The sequence below is a fragment of the Micromonospora sp. SYSU B005 genome, assembly GCF_055362685.1.
Map to the genome: position 1 here is coordinate 325,365 of NZ_JAXCFU010000005.1, position 12,922 is coordinate 338,286.

The 12,922-nt window shown below is 72.7% G+C and carries 12 protein-coding genes; 5 read left to right on the forward strand and 7 right to left on the reverse strand.

Features of this window, described 5'->3' with window-relative positions:
• Positions 1 to 67 precede the first annotated feature (67 nt).
• Positions 68 to 997, reverse strand: coding sequence for a type IV toxin-antitoxin system AbiEi family antitoxin domain-containing protein (locus SM452_RS15275; protein ID WP_463840129.1), 930 nt, complete (start codon positions 995 to 997; stop codon positions 68 to 70).
• A 202-nt stretch (positions 998 to 1,199) separates the two neighbouring features.
• A complete protein-coding gene (locus SM452_RS15280; RefSeq protein ID WP_013473426.1) occupies positions 1,200 to 2,489 on the reverse strand; it encodes an adenylosuccinate synthase in 1,290 nt (429 codons plus the stop codon).
• A 121-nt stretch (positions 2,490 to 2,610) separates the two neighbouring features.
• Here SM452_RS15280 and SM452_RS15285 point away from each other — a divergent pair, with 121 nt between their 5' ends.
• Together SM452_RS15285 and SM452_RS15290 are read left to right on the forward strand one after the other, a co-directional pair.
• A complete protein-coding gene (locus SM452_RS15285; protein ID WP_357209571.1) occupies positions 2,611 to 3,609 on the forward strand; it encodes a diacylglycerol kinase family protein in 999 nt (332 codons plus the stop codon).
• Positions 3,610 to 3,683: 74 nt separating this feature from the next.
• The gene (locus tag SM452_RS15290) at positions 3,684 to 5,594 is read left to right on the forward strand and encodes a MinD/ParA family ATP-binding protein (protein ID WP_463840130.1); all 1,911 of its coding nucleotides are present in this window, start codon (positions 3,684 to 3,686) and stop codon (positions 5,592 to 5,594) included.
• Positions 5,595 to 5,645: 51 nt separating this feature from the next.
• On the opposite strand, the gene SM452_RS15295 is transcribed toward SM452_RS15290, so the two are convergent.
• Positions 5,646 to 6,074, reverse strand: coding sequence for a DUF3151 domain-containing protein (locus SM452_RS15295; RefSeq protein WP_135242725.1), 429 nt, complete (start codon positions 6,072 to 6,074; stop codon positions 5,646 to 5,648).
• A gap of 262 nt (positions 6,075 to 6,336) precedes the next feature.
• Between SM452_RS15295 and SM452_RS15300 the strand changes: the two genes are divergently transcribed.
• Positions 6,337 to 7,548: an LOG family protein gene (locus tag SM452_RS15300; RefSeq protein WP_262012786.1), complete on the forward strand. Its 1,212-nt coding sequence runs from the start codon at positions 6,337 to 6,339 to the stop codon at positions 7,546 to 7,548.
• A 92-nt stretch (positions 7,549 to 7,640) separates the two neighbouring features.
• Here the strand turns inward: SM452_RS15300 and fbaA are convergent, their stop codons facing one another.
• Both fbaA and SM452_RS15310 read right to left on the reverse strand, forming a co-directional pair.
• On the reverse strand, positions 7,641 to 8,663 hold the full coding sequence (gene fbaA, locus SM452_RS15305) for a class II fructose-bisphosphate aldolase (protein WP_355512253.1): 1,023 nt from the start codon (positions 8,661 to 8,663) through the stop codon (positions 7,641 to 7,643).
• A 162-nt stretch (positions 8,664 to 8,825) separates the two neighbouring features.
• Entirely contained in the window at positions 8,826 to 9,209 is a 384-nt protein-coding gene (locus SM452_RS15310; protein WP_135242722.1) for a phage holin family protein, read from the reverse strand.
• 138 nt (positions 9,210 to 9,347) lie between these two features.
• Between SM452_RS15310 and SM452_RS15315 the strand changes: the two genes are divergently transcribed.
• Complete coding sequence (locus SM452_RS15315; protein WP_120572362.1) at positions 9,348 to 9,557, forward strand: hypothetical protein; 210 nt, start codon at positions 9,348 to 9,350, stop codon at positions 9,555 to 9,557.
• A 12-nt stretch (positions 9,558 to 9,569) separates the two neighbouring features.
• Here the strand turns inward: SM452_RS15315 and SM452_RS15320 are convergent, their stop codons facing one another.
• Together SM452_RS15320 and SM452_RS15325 are read right to left on the reverse strand one after the other, a co-directional pair.
• Positions 9,570 to 10,625 carry an LCP family protein gene (locus tag SM452_RS15320; protein ID WP_355512251.1) on the reverse strand — a complete coding sequence of 352 codons (1,056 nt, stop codon included), beginning with the start codon at positions 10,623 to 10,625 and terminating at the stop codon, positions 9,570 to 9,572.
• Complete coding sequence (locus SM452_RS15325; RefSeq protein WP_262012788.1) at positions 10,625 to 11,107, reverse strand: SigE family RNA polymerase sigma factor; 483 nt, start codon at positions 11,105 to 11,107, stop codon at positions 10,625 to 10,627. Before SM452_RS15325 ends, SM452_RS15320 begins: the two co-directional genes overlap by 1 nt.
• A 166-nt stretch (positions 11,108 to 11,273) precedes the next feature.
• Between SM452_RS15325 and SM452_RS15330 the strand changes: the two genes are divergently transcribed.
• Positions 11,274 to 12,839, forward strand: coding sequence for an LPXTG cell wall anchor domain-containing protein (locus tag SM452_RS15330; protein WP_463840131.1), 1,566 nt, complete (start codon positions 11,274 to 11,276; stop codon positions 12,837 to 12,839).
• The last annotated feature ends 83 nt before the right edge of the window (positions 12,840 to 12,922 follow it).

Here is a 12,922-nt window from a genome sequence, read left to right on the forward strand (position 1 = left end):
CACCCCACCCCGTCGATCATGAAGTTGACGGCAGGATGTGAGATCGACATCGCCGTCAACTTCATGGTCAACGCCGGGTCCTTGCGGCCAGCGCCGCGCGGACGACCTGGGGGATGTAGTCGGGGCGGAGGGTGTCGGGCCAGGTGAACCTGAGGACGGTCCAGCCGGCGTTGGTCAGGCGGTTCTGCCGCTGCCGGTCGTCGAAGAGCGCATCGGGCGTGGAGTGCGGACCACTTCCGTCCGCCTCCGCGATCACCCGGGCAGCCCGCCAGCCCATGTCGCCGACGCCGAGCAGATAACCGTCGGCGTCGCGTACCTCGATCTGAAGGGCGTCCGGCGGGATGCCTCCGTCGACGCACCGCAGCCGGGTACGCGTCTCCAGCGGCGACTGGGCGGCGCCGTTCGCCTCAGCCAGGTGACGACGCGCATGCACCACGCCCCGCCGCCCCGCGATCAGGACGGGGATGGCACCGAACTCCTCCTCGGTGATCCGCCCCTGATTGAGCGCCGAGTCGAGCAGGGCCACCGCGACGTAGCGACGCACCCGGAGGACGAGTTCCGCAAGCGTGTGCGTGGGAGCCGTCACCGGAATGCCGTCGACGGTCGTCAGCGCCTGCTCGGGATGCTCGAACTGGTGCAGCGTCACGGCAGGATCCCTGACGCGGGACGGCCGGGCCGCGCGACCCGGGACCGCGACGTGAATCGCGCCCGTCCTCGGCAGCCCCGCGATCCCGTGCAGCTCGGCAGCGGTGCCGAGGACGGCGTGCGCCTCCGGGCCCAGCGACAGGACCGCCGCCCGGATCTGCCGCCGCCGTTCCACGCCGTCGGGCCCGGTGCGCTCGACGGCGTACGTCGCGCGGGCTAGCCGCCGCCACCGACGCGAGGTGAGGAGGTTGTCGATCTCGTGCCGGCTGTAGCCGGCCCGGAGCGCCTGCGCACGGGTGACGACGCCACCCTGGTCACTCGCGATCTGCCGGATCACCCAAGCCCGTTCCACCCACCGAGCGTCCCCGCGCACCCCACCCACGCGAAGCCCCTGTGGACAACCCACCCCGCCCTGTGGACAACCCTCGCCCTCGCCCCGTCGATCATGAAGTTAGCGGCGATGTGGATCTACAAAACGGCCGCTAACTTCATGATCAACGGGGTGGTCCGGGGTGGGTGGCGGGCGGAGGGTGGGTGGGTGGGGTGGGAGGGGGTTAAGGGAGGAGGGGGTGGCGGAGGACGTTTTCCTCTCGGCCTGGGCCTACTCCGACCACGCTCACCCGGGTGCCGGTCAGTTCCTCGATGCGGGCGATGTAGCGGCGGGCGTTCTCCGGGAGCTCGTCCTCGGTCCGCGCCTTGGTGATGTCCTCCCACCAGCCGTCGAGCTCTTCGTAGATCGGCGTGGCGTGGTGGAAGTCGGTCTGCGTCATCGGCATGTCGTCGAAACGCTCACCGTTGATCTCGTACCCGACGCAGATCGGCACCTTGGCGAGGCCGGTCAGCACGTCCAGCTTCGTGACCACCAGGTCGGTGACGCCGTTGAGGCGGCACGCGTACCGGGCCACCACGGCGTCGAACCAGCCGCAGCGGCGCTCCCGGCCGGTGGTGGTGCCGTACTCGTGGCCGACCTTGCGCAGGTGCTGCCCGTTGTCGTCGAACAGCTCGGTCGGGAACGGGCCGGAACCCACCCGCGTCGTGTACGCCTTGCTCACCGCGATGACCTTGGTGATCGCGGTCGGCGGGATGCCCGCGCCCACGCACGCCCCACCGGCCGTCGGGTTCGACGAGGTGACGAACGGGTAGGTGCCGTGGTCCATGTCGAGCATGGTGGCCTGGGCGCCCTCCAGCAGCACGGTCTCGCCGCGGTCGAGCGCGTCCCAGAGCATCACCCGGGTCTCGGCGATGTACGGGCGCAGCCGCTCGGCGTACTGGAGGTACTCCTCGACGGTCTCCTCGACGTCGATCGCCTTGCGGTTGTAGACCTTGAACAGGAGTTGGTTCTTCTCGCGGAGCGCCAGCTCAAGCTTCTTGCGCAGGATGCCCGGGTCGAGCAGGTCCTGGAGCCGGATGCCCATCCGGGCGACCTTGTCGCCGTACGCGGGGCCGATGCCCCGGCCGGTGGTGCCGATGCGGGAGCTGCCCAGGTAGCGCTCGACCACCCGGTCCAGCGCCCGGTGGTGCGGCATGATCAGGTGCGCGTCGCCGGAGATGCGCAGGCGGGACACGTCCACGCCGCGCTCGGCGAGCCCGTCGATCTCCTGCAGCAGCACCTTCGGGTCGACCACCACGCCGTTGCCGATCACGATCATCGCGCTCGGTGACAGCGCCCCGGACGGCATGAGGTGCAGCGCGTACTTCTGGCCGTCCGGCGTGATCACCGTGTGGCCTGCGTTGTTGCCGCCGGAGTAGCGCACGACGTAGTCGACCCGCTCACCCAGCAGGTCGGTAACCTTGCCCTTGCCCTCGTCGCCCCACTGGGCGCCGAGCAGCACGATCGCTGGCATCTTCTCGCCTCCAGAAGGCTCGGGTGCCAGGTGGCGACCGGTCAGCGAGCCCGGGGTGTCAGGCTAACAAGTAGTGACGGCGGGACCAGCAGGGGTTGGTCGAGAAGCAGGAGGCTCCTTCGTGTACGACGTGGTGCTGCTCACCCTCGGCTCGGAGCGGGACGCTCCCGGTGGTGGCTGCGGCAGCGGCGGCGCCTGCTGCGGCGGCGCGGACGACACCGCCGCCGAGACCGGCGAGGAGCGCTGCGAGACGCCGCGCGTACCGGTGCTGGCCTGCGCGGACGAGCTGACCGCCCGGGGTGCCCGGGTGACCACCGTGACCGCCCGGTCGGACGCCGAGATCGACGAGGTGCTGGCCCGCCTCGACGGCCCGCCGCGCGCCGACGGCCTGACCTGGCCGGACTCCGACGGCAAGACCCGGCTGATCGTCGCCACGGCGAGTGACGGTCAGTTGCGCGCCGTCCTGCGCCGGCTGGTGCGCCGGTACGCTCCGCCGCCGAGCCGCCGTCCCGCGGACCTCGCCGACGACCGTACGGTGCCCGACCTGCCCCCTGTCGGCGTACTCCCGCTCGATCCGGCCCGGTCCGGGACGGCGCGGGACCTGGCCGCGCAGCTCGGGCTGCCCCGGGATCCGGCGGGTGTGGCCGCCGCGGTGCTGGACGGCACCGCCCGGCGGCTCGACCTGCTGCGCAACGACGGCGGCTCGGTGACGCTGGACGGCGCGCTGCTCGGCGCCGCCGACGACGCGGGCCGTCCGCTGCACTGGCGGGCCCGGGTCGAGGTCGACGGCACGGTGCTCAGCGACGGTTCGGAGCCGATCACCGCGTGCGCGATCGGCAACGCGGGCGGGTACGCGCGCCTCGGTGAGGTGGACCTGCTGGGCGGCCCGGATCCGGCCGACGGGCGGGTGACGGTGGGCGTCGCCGTACCGGTGGTGACCCGGTCGGCGTTGGGCCGGAAGAAGGTCCGGCTGGAGGTACGCCGGGCGCGGGGACGCGCGGTGGCGGTGGTGCCCCGCGACGAGAAGGTGCCGTTCCTCGACGACGGCGTCGAGGGCGAACTGAGCCGTAAGCGCTCCTGGTGGACCGAGCCGGGCGCCTGGGCGGTCTGGACGGGCTGACCTCGGTCGATCCCCACCCGGCTCGCGGCGCTGGCCGGACCGCCTATCCTCGGCGGAAGGAATGGGGAGGAACCGTGGTGCACGAGAACGACGACCGGGCCCACGTACCGGGCCGGCCGCAGGTGCCGCAGCGGGACGTCGAGCCGCTCTGGCCGCCGGAGGAGACCGACGCGGCGGCGGCCACGATCCCGCCGTGGGCGTCGGTGCCCTGGCCGCTCCCGCCCGCCGACGCTCCCACGCCGCCGGCCGCGGACGTCCCGGCGCCCCAGGCGCCCGCGGTCGACATGGACCTGCCGTTCACGCTCGACCGGGCGACCTCCGCCCCGTCACCGGCCCAGCCGGAACCGGCGGCATCCAGCTCACCGGCGGTGCCCGGTACGCAGGCGGCGCCCGCCCCGGCGACCACGCCCACCTCCGGCACTGCCGGAACGGCTACCGCCGGCGAGGGCACCGGGAACGGACGGGCCACCTCGCCGTGGGCACAGCCGCCACAGCGGGCCGGGTCGGACTCCGCCACCACGCCGGACCCGCTCCCCACCGAGGCAGCGGCTCCGCCGTCCGAGTCAGCGGAGGCCGACGGCAACGCGTCCGGCCGCGCCATCGTGGCGCCGCCCCCGCCCGAGGCACTCTCCGCCGGCGGCGCCGCCTCCGGCCGGGCCACCGTGGCACCGCCCCCGCCGCCTGACGCCCTCCCCGAGGACGGCATCGCGTCCGGCCGCGCCACTGTCGCCGGGACGCAGCCGTCGCCGGACTCCGGTACGGGACCGGCAGGGCCGGGCGCGCCCGAGCAGACGCCCCGCCTCGGGCCGTTCCCGCCGTCGCCGGGCGTGCCGGCGCAGCCGTCCCCGTACGGCAACGGCTATCCGCCGTCCGCGTACCAGCCGCAACCTGGTCAGCCCGGCTGGTACCCGCCGCCCGGCTGGACGCCCCAGGCCGGCGCGCCGCAGCCGGGCGGCCCGATGCCGCCGCAGGCGCCGGTGTCCGGCCCGGTGGTGCCGCCACCGCCGCCTCAGCCGGGCGCGCCCCACCCGGAGCAGGGCTGGACGCCGCAGCAGGCGGTGCCCCCGACCGCCGAGGACTTCGCCCGCCGCCGCCAGGCCCGGCCGGTCGACCCGGTGGCCACCATGGGCGTACGCGCGGTGGTGAACAAGATCGGGCTGGTCCGGCTCGCGCCCGGGCGGCACGAGCAGGAGATGAAGCGCGACATCGAGATGGTCCGCCGCAACTTCGGCGGGCTGCGCCAGGTGACAGTCGTCAACCCGAAGGGCGGCGCCGGCAAGACGGTGGCGATCCTGCTGCTCGCCATGACGTTCGGGCAGAAGCGCGGCGGATACGTGCTGGCCTGGGACAACAACGAGACCCAGGGCACTCTCGGCATGCGGGCCCAGCAGGACTTCCACGCCCGTACGGTGCGGGACATGCTGCGCGACCTGGCCCAGTTCCAGGGGCCGCACGGCCGGGTGGGCGACCTGTCGCAGTACGTCCGCTCGCAGGGCGAGGGCATGTTCGACGTGCTCGCCTCGGACGAGTCGGCGACCGGCGGCGAGATGCTCACCGCCGCCGCGTTCGCGGAGATCCGCGAGGTGGTCAGCCGCTTCTACAAGCTGATCTTCGTGGACACCGGGAACAACGTCCGGGCGCAGAACTGGCAGGCCGCGATGGACGCCACCGACCAGCTCGTGGTCACCATGTCGGCTCGTAACGACTCGGCCGAGACCGCCGCGCGGATGCTCGACCACCTGGAGCAGAGCGGCCGGCAGCGGCTGGTCCGGCAGGCGGTCACAGTGGTCTCGATGCCGCCGTCGCGCAAGGAGATCGACCTGCCCGCGATCCAGGCCCACTTCGCGGCGCGGACCCGGGCGGTGCTGCTGGCGCCGTACGAGCGGCTCATCGACACCGGCGAGCCGCTGCGGTACGGGCAGCTCTCCTCCGCCACCCGGGACGCCTGGCTGAAGATCGCCGCGTCGGTGGCGGAAGGGCTGTAGGACGGGCGCGACGGCCGGTGCCCGGGTCGGGACCGGCCGTCGCGGCAGTGGTCAGTCGCCGGAGAGCGCGTCTCCGGCGGCCGGGTCGCAGTCGCGGAGGAACTGGGCGCACCGGGCCGCCTCGTCCGCCTCGCCGATCTCCCCCGCGGCGCGGGACAGCACGTAGAGGCAGCGGAGGAAGCCCCGGTTGGGCTTGTGCGACCAGGGCACCGGGCCGTGGCCCTTCCAGCCGCTGCGGCGCAGCTGGTCCAGGCCCCGGTGGTAGCCGGTGCGGGCGTACGCGTACGCCGTGACGACCTGACCCGCGGCGAGCGCGCGGCCGGCCAGCGCGGCCCAGGCCGCACTGTAGGTCGGGAAACGGGCCGCGACCTCGGCGTACGCCTCGTCGGTGCCCTGCTCGGCCGCCGCCGCCAATGCGGCGTCGGCCTCCTCGTGGACCGGGAGCAGGGTGGCCGGTGGCTCAGGCAACAGGTTCTGCATCGCCCCATTCAACCCGCTTCGCCCTCGGGTACGCGAGGGGCCCCGCCCGGACGGTTGGCTGAACGGCTGAGGGTTTCGTCACGCCTGCGGCGGGAGCACACGTACCCGCGGCCCATGCCGCCGCCGTGGTTCTTGCACTACAAATACAGATCCGGAGCCTCCCCAGGACCCGGTTACGCAGGAGCCCGGCGGCGTGCCCGCCGGGCTCCTGTCGTTCCCCGCCCCGGTTTCGGCACTTGCCGTGCGGGGGCAGGATGGCCTGGTGCCGACCCCACCACCCGCGGACGTCATCGAGCCGCACGCACCCCACGTCAACGAGATCGAGACCCGCACCGCGTTCGAGCAGCGGCTGGCCGGGGGAACCCTGGCCGGCCTGACCGTGCAGGGCCTGCGCCTCGACCTCGATCCGATCCCCGACCTGCGCGACGTCGACGTCACCGGCACGCTCTTCGTGGGCTGCCGGTTCGCCGGCCGCGAGGTGGGCGCGGACCTGGTCCGCCGGGGCGCCAACGTGGTCCCGCCGTTCTCCGGGCTGCCCTACCCGACCCAGCCGTCGCACCTCTACACCGCCGACGAGCTGGCCGCCGGGTTCGCCGAGGGCGGGTTCGCCGAGATGTACGACACCCGGGTGTACGCGCACTTCCGGGCGCACGGCGGCGCGCTGCCCGACGTACGCGAGGCGCTCGGGCAGCGACTGCACGACCACGGTGTGGACAACGCACTGGCCGACGCCACCCGGTCGTGGCTGGCCGCGCACGGGCCGCAGTCGGTGGTGGGGGTGATGGGCGGGCATGCGGTGCCGCGCGGCAGCGTCGCGTACCGGATGGCCGCGGTGCTGGGCTGGGAGCTGGCGCGGGCCGACCGCCTGGTGGTCACCGGCGGTGGTCCGGGCGTGATGGAGGCGGCGAACCTCGGCGCGTTCCTCGCGGCCTGGCCGGCCGAGGAGCTGTCCGCCGCGATCGACGTGCTCGCCGTCGCGCCGGACTTCACCGACCACGACCGGTACACGGCGGCGGCGCTGGCGGTACGCAAGCGGTACGCGGACGGCACGTCGCTGCCCTCGCCCCGCCCGTCGGCGCCCGGCACCGAGTGGGCCCGGTCCGGCGGGCTGGCCATCCCCACCTGGCTGTACGGCCACGAGCCGGCGAACCTGTTCGCGGGCCGGATCGCGAAGTACTTCTCCAACGCCATCCGGGAGGACACCATCCTGCGGCTGGCCCGGGGCGGGATCGTGTTCGCACCCGGCAAGGCCGGCACCGTGCAGGAGGTGTTCCAGGCGGCCACCAAGACGTTCTACGGCACCGACGGGGCGAGCGGGGCGTACGTCTTCCTGGACCGCACGTACTGGACCACCGAGCTGCCGGTGGAGTCGCTGCTGCGGCCGCTGTTCGCCGCGTCCCCGTTCGGCGACCTGTCGCACACGATCCACCTGACCGACGACGTCCGCGACGCCGTCCGGGTGCTGACGCAGTGAAAGGAAGGGCCCCTTTTTAACGCCTCCGGTAGAGGAAGGGCCCCTTATCAACCACAGCGGTTGATAAGGGGCCCTTCCTTACACGCATAGGGTCACTTCATGGTGGTGCCGGTGGAGCGCAGGTGCTCGCAGGCCTCGACCACGCGGGCGGCCATGCCGGCCTCGGCGGCCTTGCCCCAGACGCGCGGGTCGTACATCTTCTTGTTGCCGACCTCGCCGTCGACCTTCAGCACGCCGTCGTAGTTGCGGAACATGTGGTCCGCGACCGGACGGGTGAAGGTGTACTGGGTGTCGGTGTCGATGTTCATCTTCACCACGCCGTAGTCCAGCGCCTCCCGGATCTCCGACAGCAGCGAGCCGGAGCCGCCGTGGAAGACCAGGCTCAGCGGCTTGTCCTTGCCGTACTTGGCGCCCACCGCCACCTGGATGTCGTGCAGCACCGAGGGGCGCAGCTTGACGTTGCCCGGCTTGTAGACGCCGTGCACGTTGCCGAAGGTCAGCGCCGCCATGTAGCGGCCCTTCTCGCCCAGGCCGAGCGCGTCGACCATGGCCAGGCCGTCCTCGACGGTGGTGTAGAGCTTGTCGTTGATGGCGTTCTCGACGCCGTCCTCCTCGCCGCCGACGACGCCGACCTCGATCTCGAGGACGATCTTGCCCTTGGCGGCCTCGGCGAGGAGCTGCTCGGCGATCTCCAGGTTCTCCGCCACCGGCACGGCCGAGCCGTCCCACATGTGCGACTGGAACAGCGGCTCCTGGCCGTTCTTGACGCGCTCCTGCGAGATGGCCATGAGCGGCCGGACGAACTTGTCCAGCTTGTCCTTCGGGCAGTGGTCGGTGTGCAGCGCGATGTTCACCGGGTACTTCTTGGCGACCTCGTGCGCGTACGCGGCGAACGCCACCGCGCCGGTCACCATGTCCTTCACGGACGGGCCGGACAGGTACTCCGCGCCACCGGTGGAGACCTGAATGATGCCGTCGCTCTCCGCATCGGCGAAGCCCTTGAGCGCCGCGTTCAGCGTCTGCGAGGAGGTCACGTTGATCGCGGGGTACGCGTACCGGCCGGCCTTGGCCCGGTCCAGCATCTCCGCGTAAGCCTCGGGGGAAGCGATGGGCATGTCGAACGCTCCTTACTTACCGCTCTCGGCCGTGCAGGCCGCTGTCTTCCATGGGCGCGACCGTTCCGGTCGCTCACGTCCACGGTTGCGCCGGACCGCGCTGTCCACCGCGGGCAGTATCCCGCAGGAGCGTGAGGGGGGCACAACCGGCCCGGACGCCGCTCACCGATTCTCCAGCCGGTCCGGTACGACGACGCTGATCAGCCAGCTCACCACCGCGACCACGATGGCGCCCCAGAAGGCGGCCCAGAAGCCGTCCACGTGGAACGGGAGCTTCAGCACCCCGGCGATCCAGTCGGTCAGCAGGAACAGCAGCGCGTTCACCACGAGCGCGAACAGGCCGAGCGTGAGCAGGTAGAACACGCAGCCGAACACCTTGATGAGCGGCTTGAGCACCGCGTTCACGACACCGAAGACCAGTGCCACCACGATCAGGGTGAGCACGTTGCTGCCGGTGTTGCGGCCGCTCACCTCCACTCCGGGCACGATCAGGGTCGCGATCCACAACGCGACCGCGGTGATCGCCAGTCGGATCAGGAAGCCCATGCCTCCCATCCTGGCACCGGCCGTGCGCCGGGAGCGGGACAATCGCCGACTCCGCCGTTCCGCCCGCCACCCAGCGAGGGCCCGGAGCAGCCCGTACGGTGGTGGGGACGATGCCCGCACGGAGAACAGGGAGGGACGATGGGTCAGCCCGACGAGGACTTCGCCCCCAGTGACCACCTCGCCCCGGAGGAGCGGGATCTGGAGGCCGAGCCGGCCGACGCGGTCGAGCAGGCCACCACGGTGACCGACGAGACGGACGGCGAGCCGCACCGGGGCATGGAGGTCGACGACTGGGACGCCATGGAGCAGGCCCGCGTCGTCACCGCCGACGAGGACGACTACCGCTGACCCGGCGCCGGGTCACCGCAGAGCGGTGGCCTGGGCCGGGTGGGCGGCGGCCCACTCCGCCAGCCGGTCGGCCCGCAGCGCGTCCAGGAACCCGGGGCTGAGCGCCGGGTCCGGCTCGAATCCGTGCCCCTTCTCCTCTGCGATGCGCACCGGAAGACTCAGCGCGACCGGCTCGGCGCCACCGGCCCGGCTGGTCGCGCCCACCAACGCCGGCAGCGACAGGTCGCCGGTATCGACCGTGACGGCCGATCCGACCCGCAAAAGCAGCCGGCCGAGCTGCGCCGGATCGGTCGCCGTGCCCTGCTCCCGCAGTTGGCGCAGCAGGCCGGCGGCGTAGCGGGCCGCGTTGCGGTCCCGGTCCAGCCCACCGTCGCGCAGGCCGTACCGCTGCCGCAGCAGGTCGACCGCCGCCGCGCCGTCGAGCCGCTGACATCCGGCCGGGAAACGCCGCTCGGTGTGCACCGAACGCACCGGCGCCGGCAGGCAGACCGGCACGCCGCCGACCGCGTCGGTCAGCTCACGCGCCCCCGGGTACGTGAGCACCGCGCCGGCGTCGACGCGTACCCCGGTCAGCCGGGCGACCGCCTCGCGGGTCGCCCGGTAGCCGGCGGCCAGGTCGGTGCCCGACCCGGCGGCGCGGGAGAACGTCGCGTTGAGCTTCTCCGTCCCGCCGTTCGGCGGCACCGGCACCAGCAGGTCACGCGGGAACGACACGAGGTAGAGCCGGCTCCGGTCGGCCGGCAGGTGCACCAGCAGGACCGAATCGGCGCGCCGGCTGCCGGCGGCCTGGTCGACGCCGAGCAGCAGCAGGTTCAGCGCGCCGCCGGGCTCCGGCACCGGCGTGGAGGTGGCGGGCGCCGCCGTGGGCGCCGGCGGCCGGGGCGCCATCGCTGTGAAACCGACGAGTGCGACGGCGGCGACCGCCAGCGCCGTGCCGGCCAGGCGTACGCGCCGACGACGCCGACGGCGACTGATCACCGCCCGGTCGACGGCGGCCCGGATCGGGCCGACGGGCGGGGTCGACTCCTCGAGGCGGGCGAACGCGGCCCGCAGCTCGTCCTCGATCATCAGGAGACCTCCACGAGTTCGGCTCGGAGGGTGGCCAGCGCACGCGAGATGCTGGACCGGACGGTGCCGACGGCGCAGCCGAGGATCTCGGCGATCTCCCCGTCCGGCAGGTCCTCGTAGTAGCGCAGCACCAGCGCGGCGCGCTGACGCCGGGGCAACCGGGACAGCCAGTCCCGGATCTGGTCCCGGTCCGCCGCGGACTGGGCGTGGTCGGCCGGCGCGGGCACCGATTCGTCCGCCGCGCCGCGCAGCAGCACCCGCCGCGCCCACGATCCGCGCCGCCAGTCGATGAACTGGTTGGTGAGCATCCGGCGCACGTACCGCTCCGGGGCGTCGGTGCGGGCCACCCGCCGCCAGTTGAGCTGGACCCGGACCAGGGTCTCCTGCACCAGATCCTGGGCCTGGTGCGGATCCCCGGTCAGCATGACCGCGTACCGCAGCAGGGCGCCCAACCGCGCGTCGGCGAACTCCTCGTACGTCACTGCACCTCCCGGTGTCCGATTGATGGACGGTTCCGGGCAGGTGGAACATTGCGGTGGCGCCGATCATCCGTTCGGTCAATATTCATGATGTGGGACAACGCGATCCTTTAAGGAATCTTTAAGCTCCGTGGGCTCCACCTGATCACCCCACGGGAGGACCCCCCACATGCTCAGCAACTCCACCCGGCGCTGGTTCGCCGGGTTGGGCGTCGCAGGCGCGTTCGTCGCCGCCTCCGCCACCCCCGCCCTCGCGGCGGACGCGCCGTTCGAGGTCGTCACGCACGACCTGCTCGTCGCCCCGGGCCACCTGGGTTACGGCTCGCTCTTCGCGCACATGTCCGACGGCGAGTCGGAGCCCAAGTTCGGCCGCACCACGATCGACATCGACTTCTCCGCGGTCTCGGCCTTCGCCACTGTCGAGCCGGCGTGGGACTGGACCTGCGACGTCTCCTCCACCAAGATGCACTGCGAGGCGGACCTTGCCGACGGCGACGAGCCCTGGTTCGACTACCTGGTCAACGGCAAGGACACCGCCGAGCCGGGCCAGAAGGGCGCACTGAAGATCAGCGTCACGTCGGGCGGCAAGACGGCCACCGGTACGGCCGGCGTCACCATCGCCGAGGGCGTCGACCTGGTGAGCGACCCGACCGTCGAGGCGAGCGGTGCCCCGGGTGGCCGCGCCGCCGTGCCCGGCGTCGTCCGCAACGGCGGCGACACCACCGTCGACGGAGCGGTGCTCGTCGTGCAGGCCGACTGGCTCGCGTCGTACGGCGGGAACTTCTCCAACTGCCGGGCCCAGGAGGACGGGTTCTACGCCTTCTGCGCCTTCGACACGAAGATCGAGCCGGGCCGGTCGTACAAGCTCTCCGAGGACCTGCCGATCACGCTGCGCCCGGAGACGCGTACCGGCGCCCGGTTCCCGGTCTACCTCGACTGGTGGACCACCGACGACTTCGACCAGGCGTTCGAGGACTGGCTGGACGAGGTCAAGCCCGGCACGGGCCCCGAGCTGCGCCTGGTCGAGAAGTCGGTGCAGGCCGCGCGGGTGCCGCAGACCGACCTGGACCAGATGAACAACTTCACCGTCGCGACCGTGAAGGTCACCGGTGACAACCCGGCCGACCTCGCCGCCGAGGGCGCCACCGCCACCGGGAAGAAGGGCGACGTCGTCACTGTCGCGCCGAGCTTCACCAACCTGGGTCCGGCCACGCTGGAGTACCTGGGCCAGGGCACCCCGGGCATCCGCCTGGAGGACCTGCCGGTCCGCGTCACCGTCCCGGCCGGCACGACCGTCGTCGAGGCGCCGTACGACTGCGTGCCGTTCCTGCCCACGAAGGAGTGGGACCCGTGGACCGCGAACTGGGGTGAGCCGGGGGCCAAGGAGTACGCCTGCCAGGTCACCGAGAGCCCCAAGGGCATGAAGAACCCGTACGAGTTCCGCCTGCGCATCGACACGGTGACCGCGAACGCGGCGGGCAGCTTCACCACGAAGCTCTCCGGCGACCCGAACGGCAAGAACGACACCGCCGCGATCGTCATCAACCCGGCCGGCGGCACCCCCGGCACGCCCGGTAACCCGGGCGACGGTGGCCAGGGCGGCGGTGACGGCGGCACGCTGCCGATCACCGGTTCCTCCACCGGCCTGATCGCCGGCATCGGCGCGCTGCTGCTCGCCGCCGGTGCGGTCGGCTACGTGCTGACCCGCCGCCGCAAGACCCGCTTCGTCGCCTGACCCGAAGCACAAACGGTGCCCCGCCGACCACCCGGTCGGCGGGGCACCTCCACATCTAGGCCGAACCACCAGGCAGCACAGGT

What these genes read in the sequence shown, in the direction of transcription:
- SM452_RS15330 (WP_463840131.1), top strand. Translation starts at nt 11,274, where the DNA reads ATGCTCAGCAACTCCACCCGGCGCTGGTTCGCCGGGTTGGGCGTCGCA.
- SM452_RS15280 (WP_013473426.1), bottom strand. Translation starts at nt 2,489, where the DNA reads ATGCCAGCGATCGTGCTGCTCGGCGCCCAGTGGGGCGACGAGGGCAAG.
- SM452_RS15320 (WP_355512251.1), bottom strand. Translation starts at nt 10,625, where the DNA reads ATGATCGAGGACGAGCTGCGGGCCGCGTTCGCCCGCCTCGAGGAGTCG.
- fbaA (WP_355512253.1), bottom strand. Translation starts at nt 8,663, where the DNA reads ATGCCCATCGCTTCCCCCGAGGCTTACGCGGAGATGCTGGACCGGGCC.
- SM452_RS15295 (WP_135242725.1), bottom strand. Translation starts at nt 6,074, where the DNA reads ATGCAGAACCTGTTGCCTGAGCCACCGGCCACCCTGCTCCCGGTCCAC.
- SM452_RS15315 (WP_120572362.1), top strand. Translation starts at nt 9,348, where the DNA reads ATGGGTCAGCCCGACGAGGACTTCGCCCCCAGTGACCACCTCGCCCCG.
- SM452_RS15310 (WP_135242722.1), bottom strand. Translation starts at nt 9,209, where the DNA reads ATGGGCTTCCTGATCCGACTGGCGATCACCGCGGTCGCGTTGTGGATC.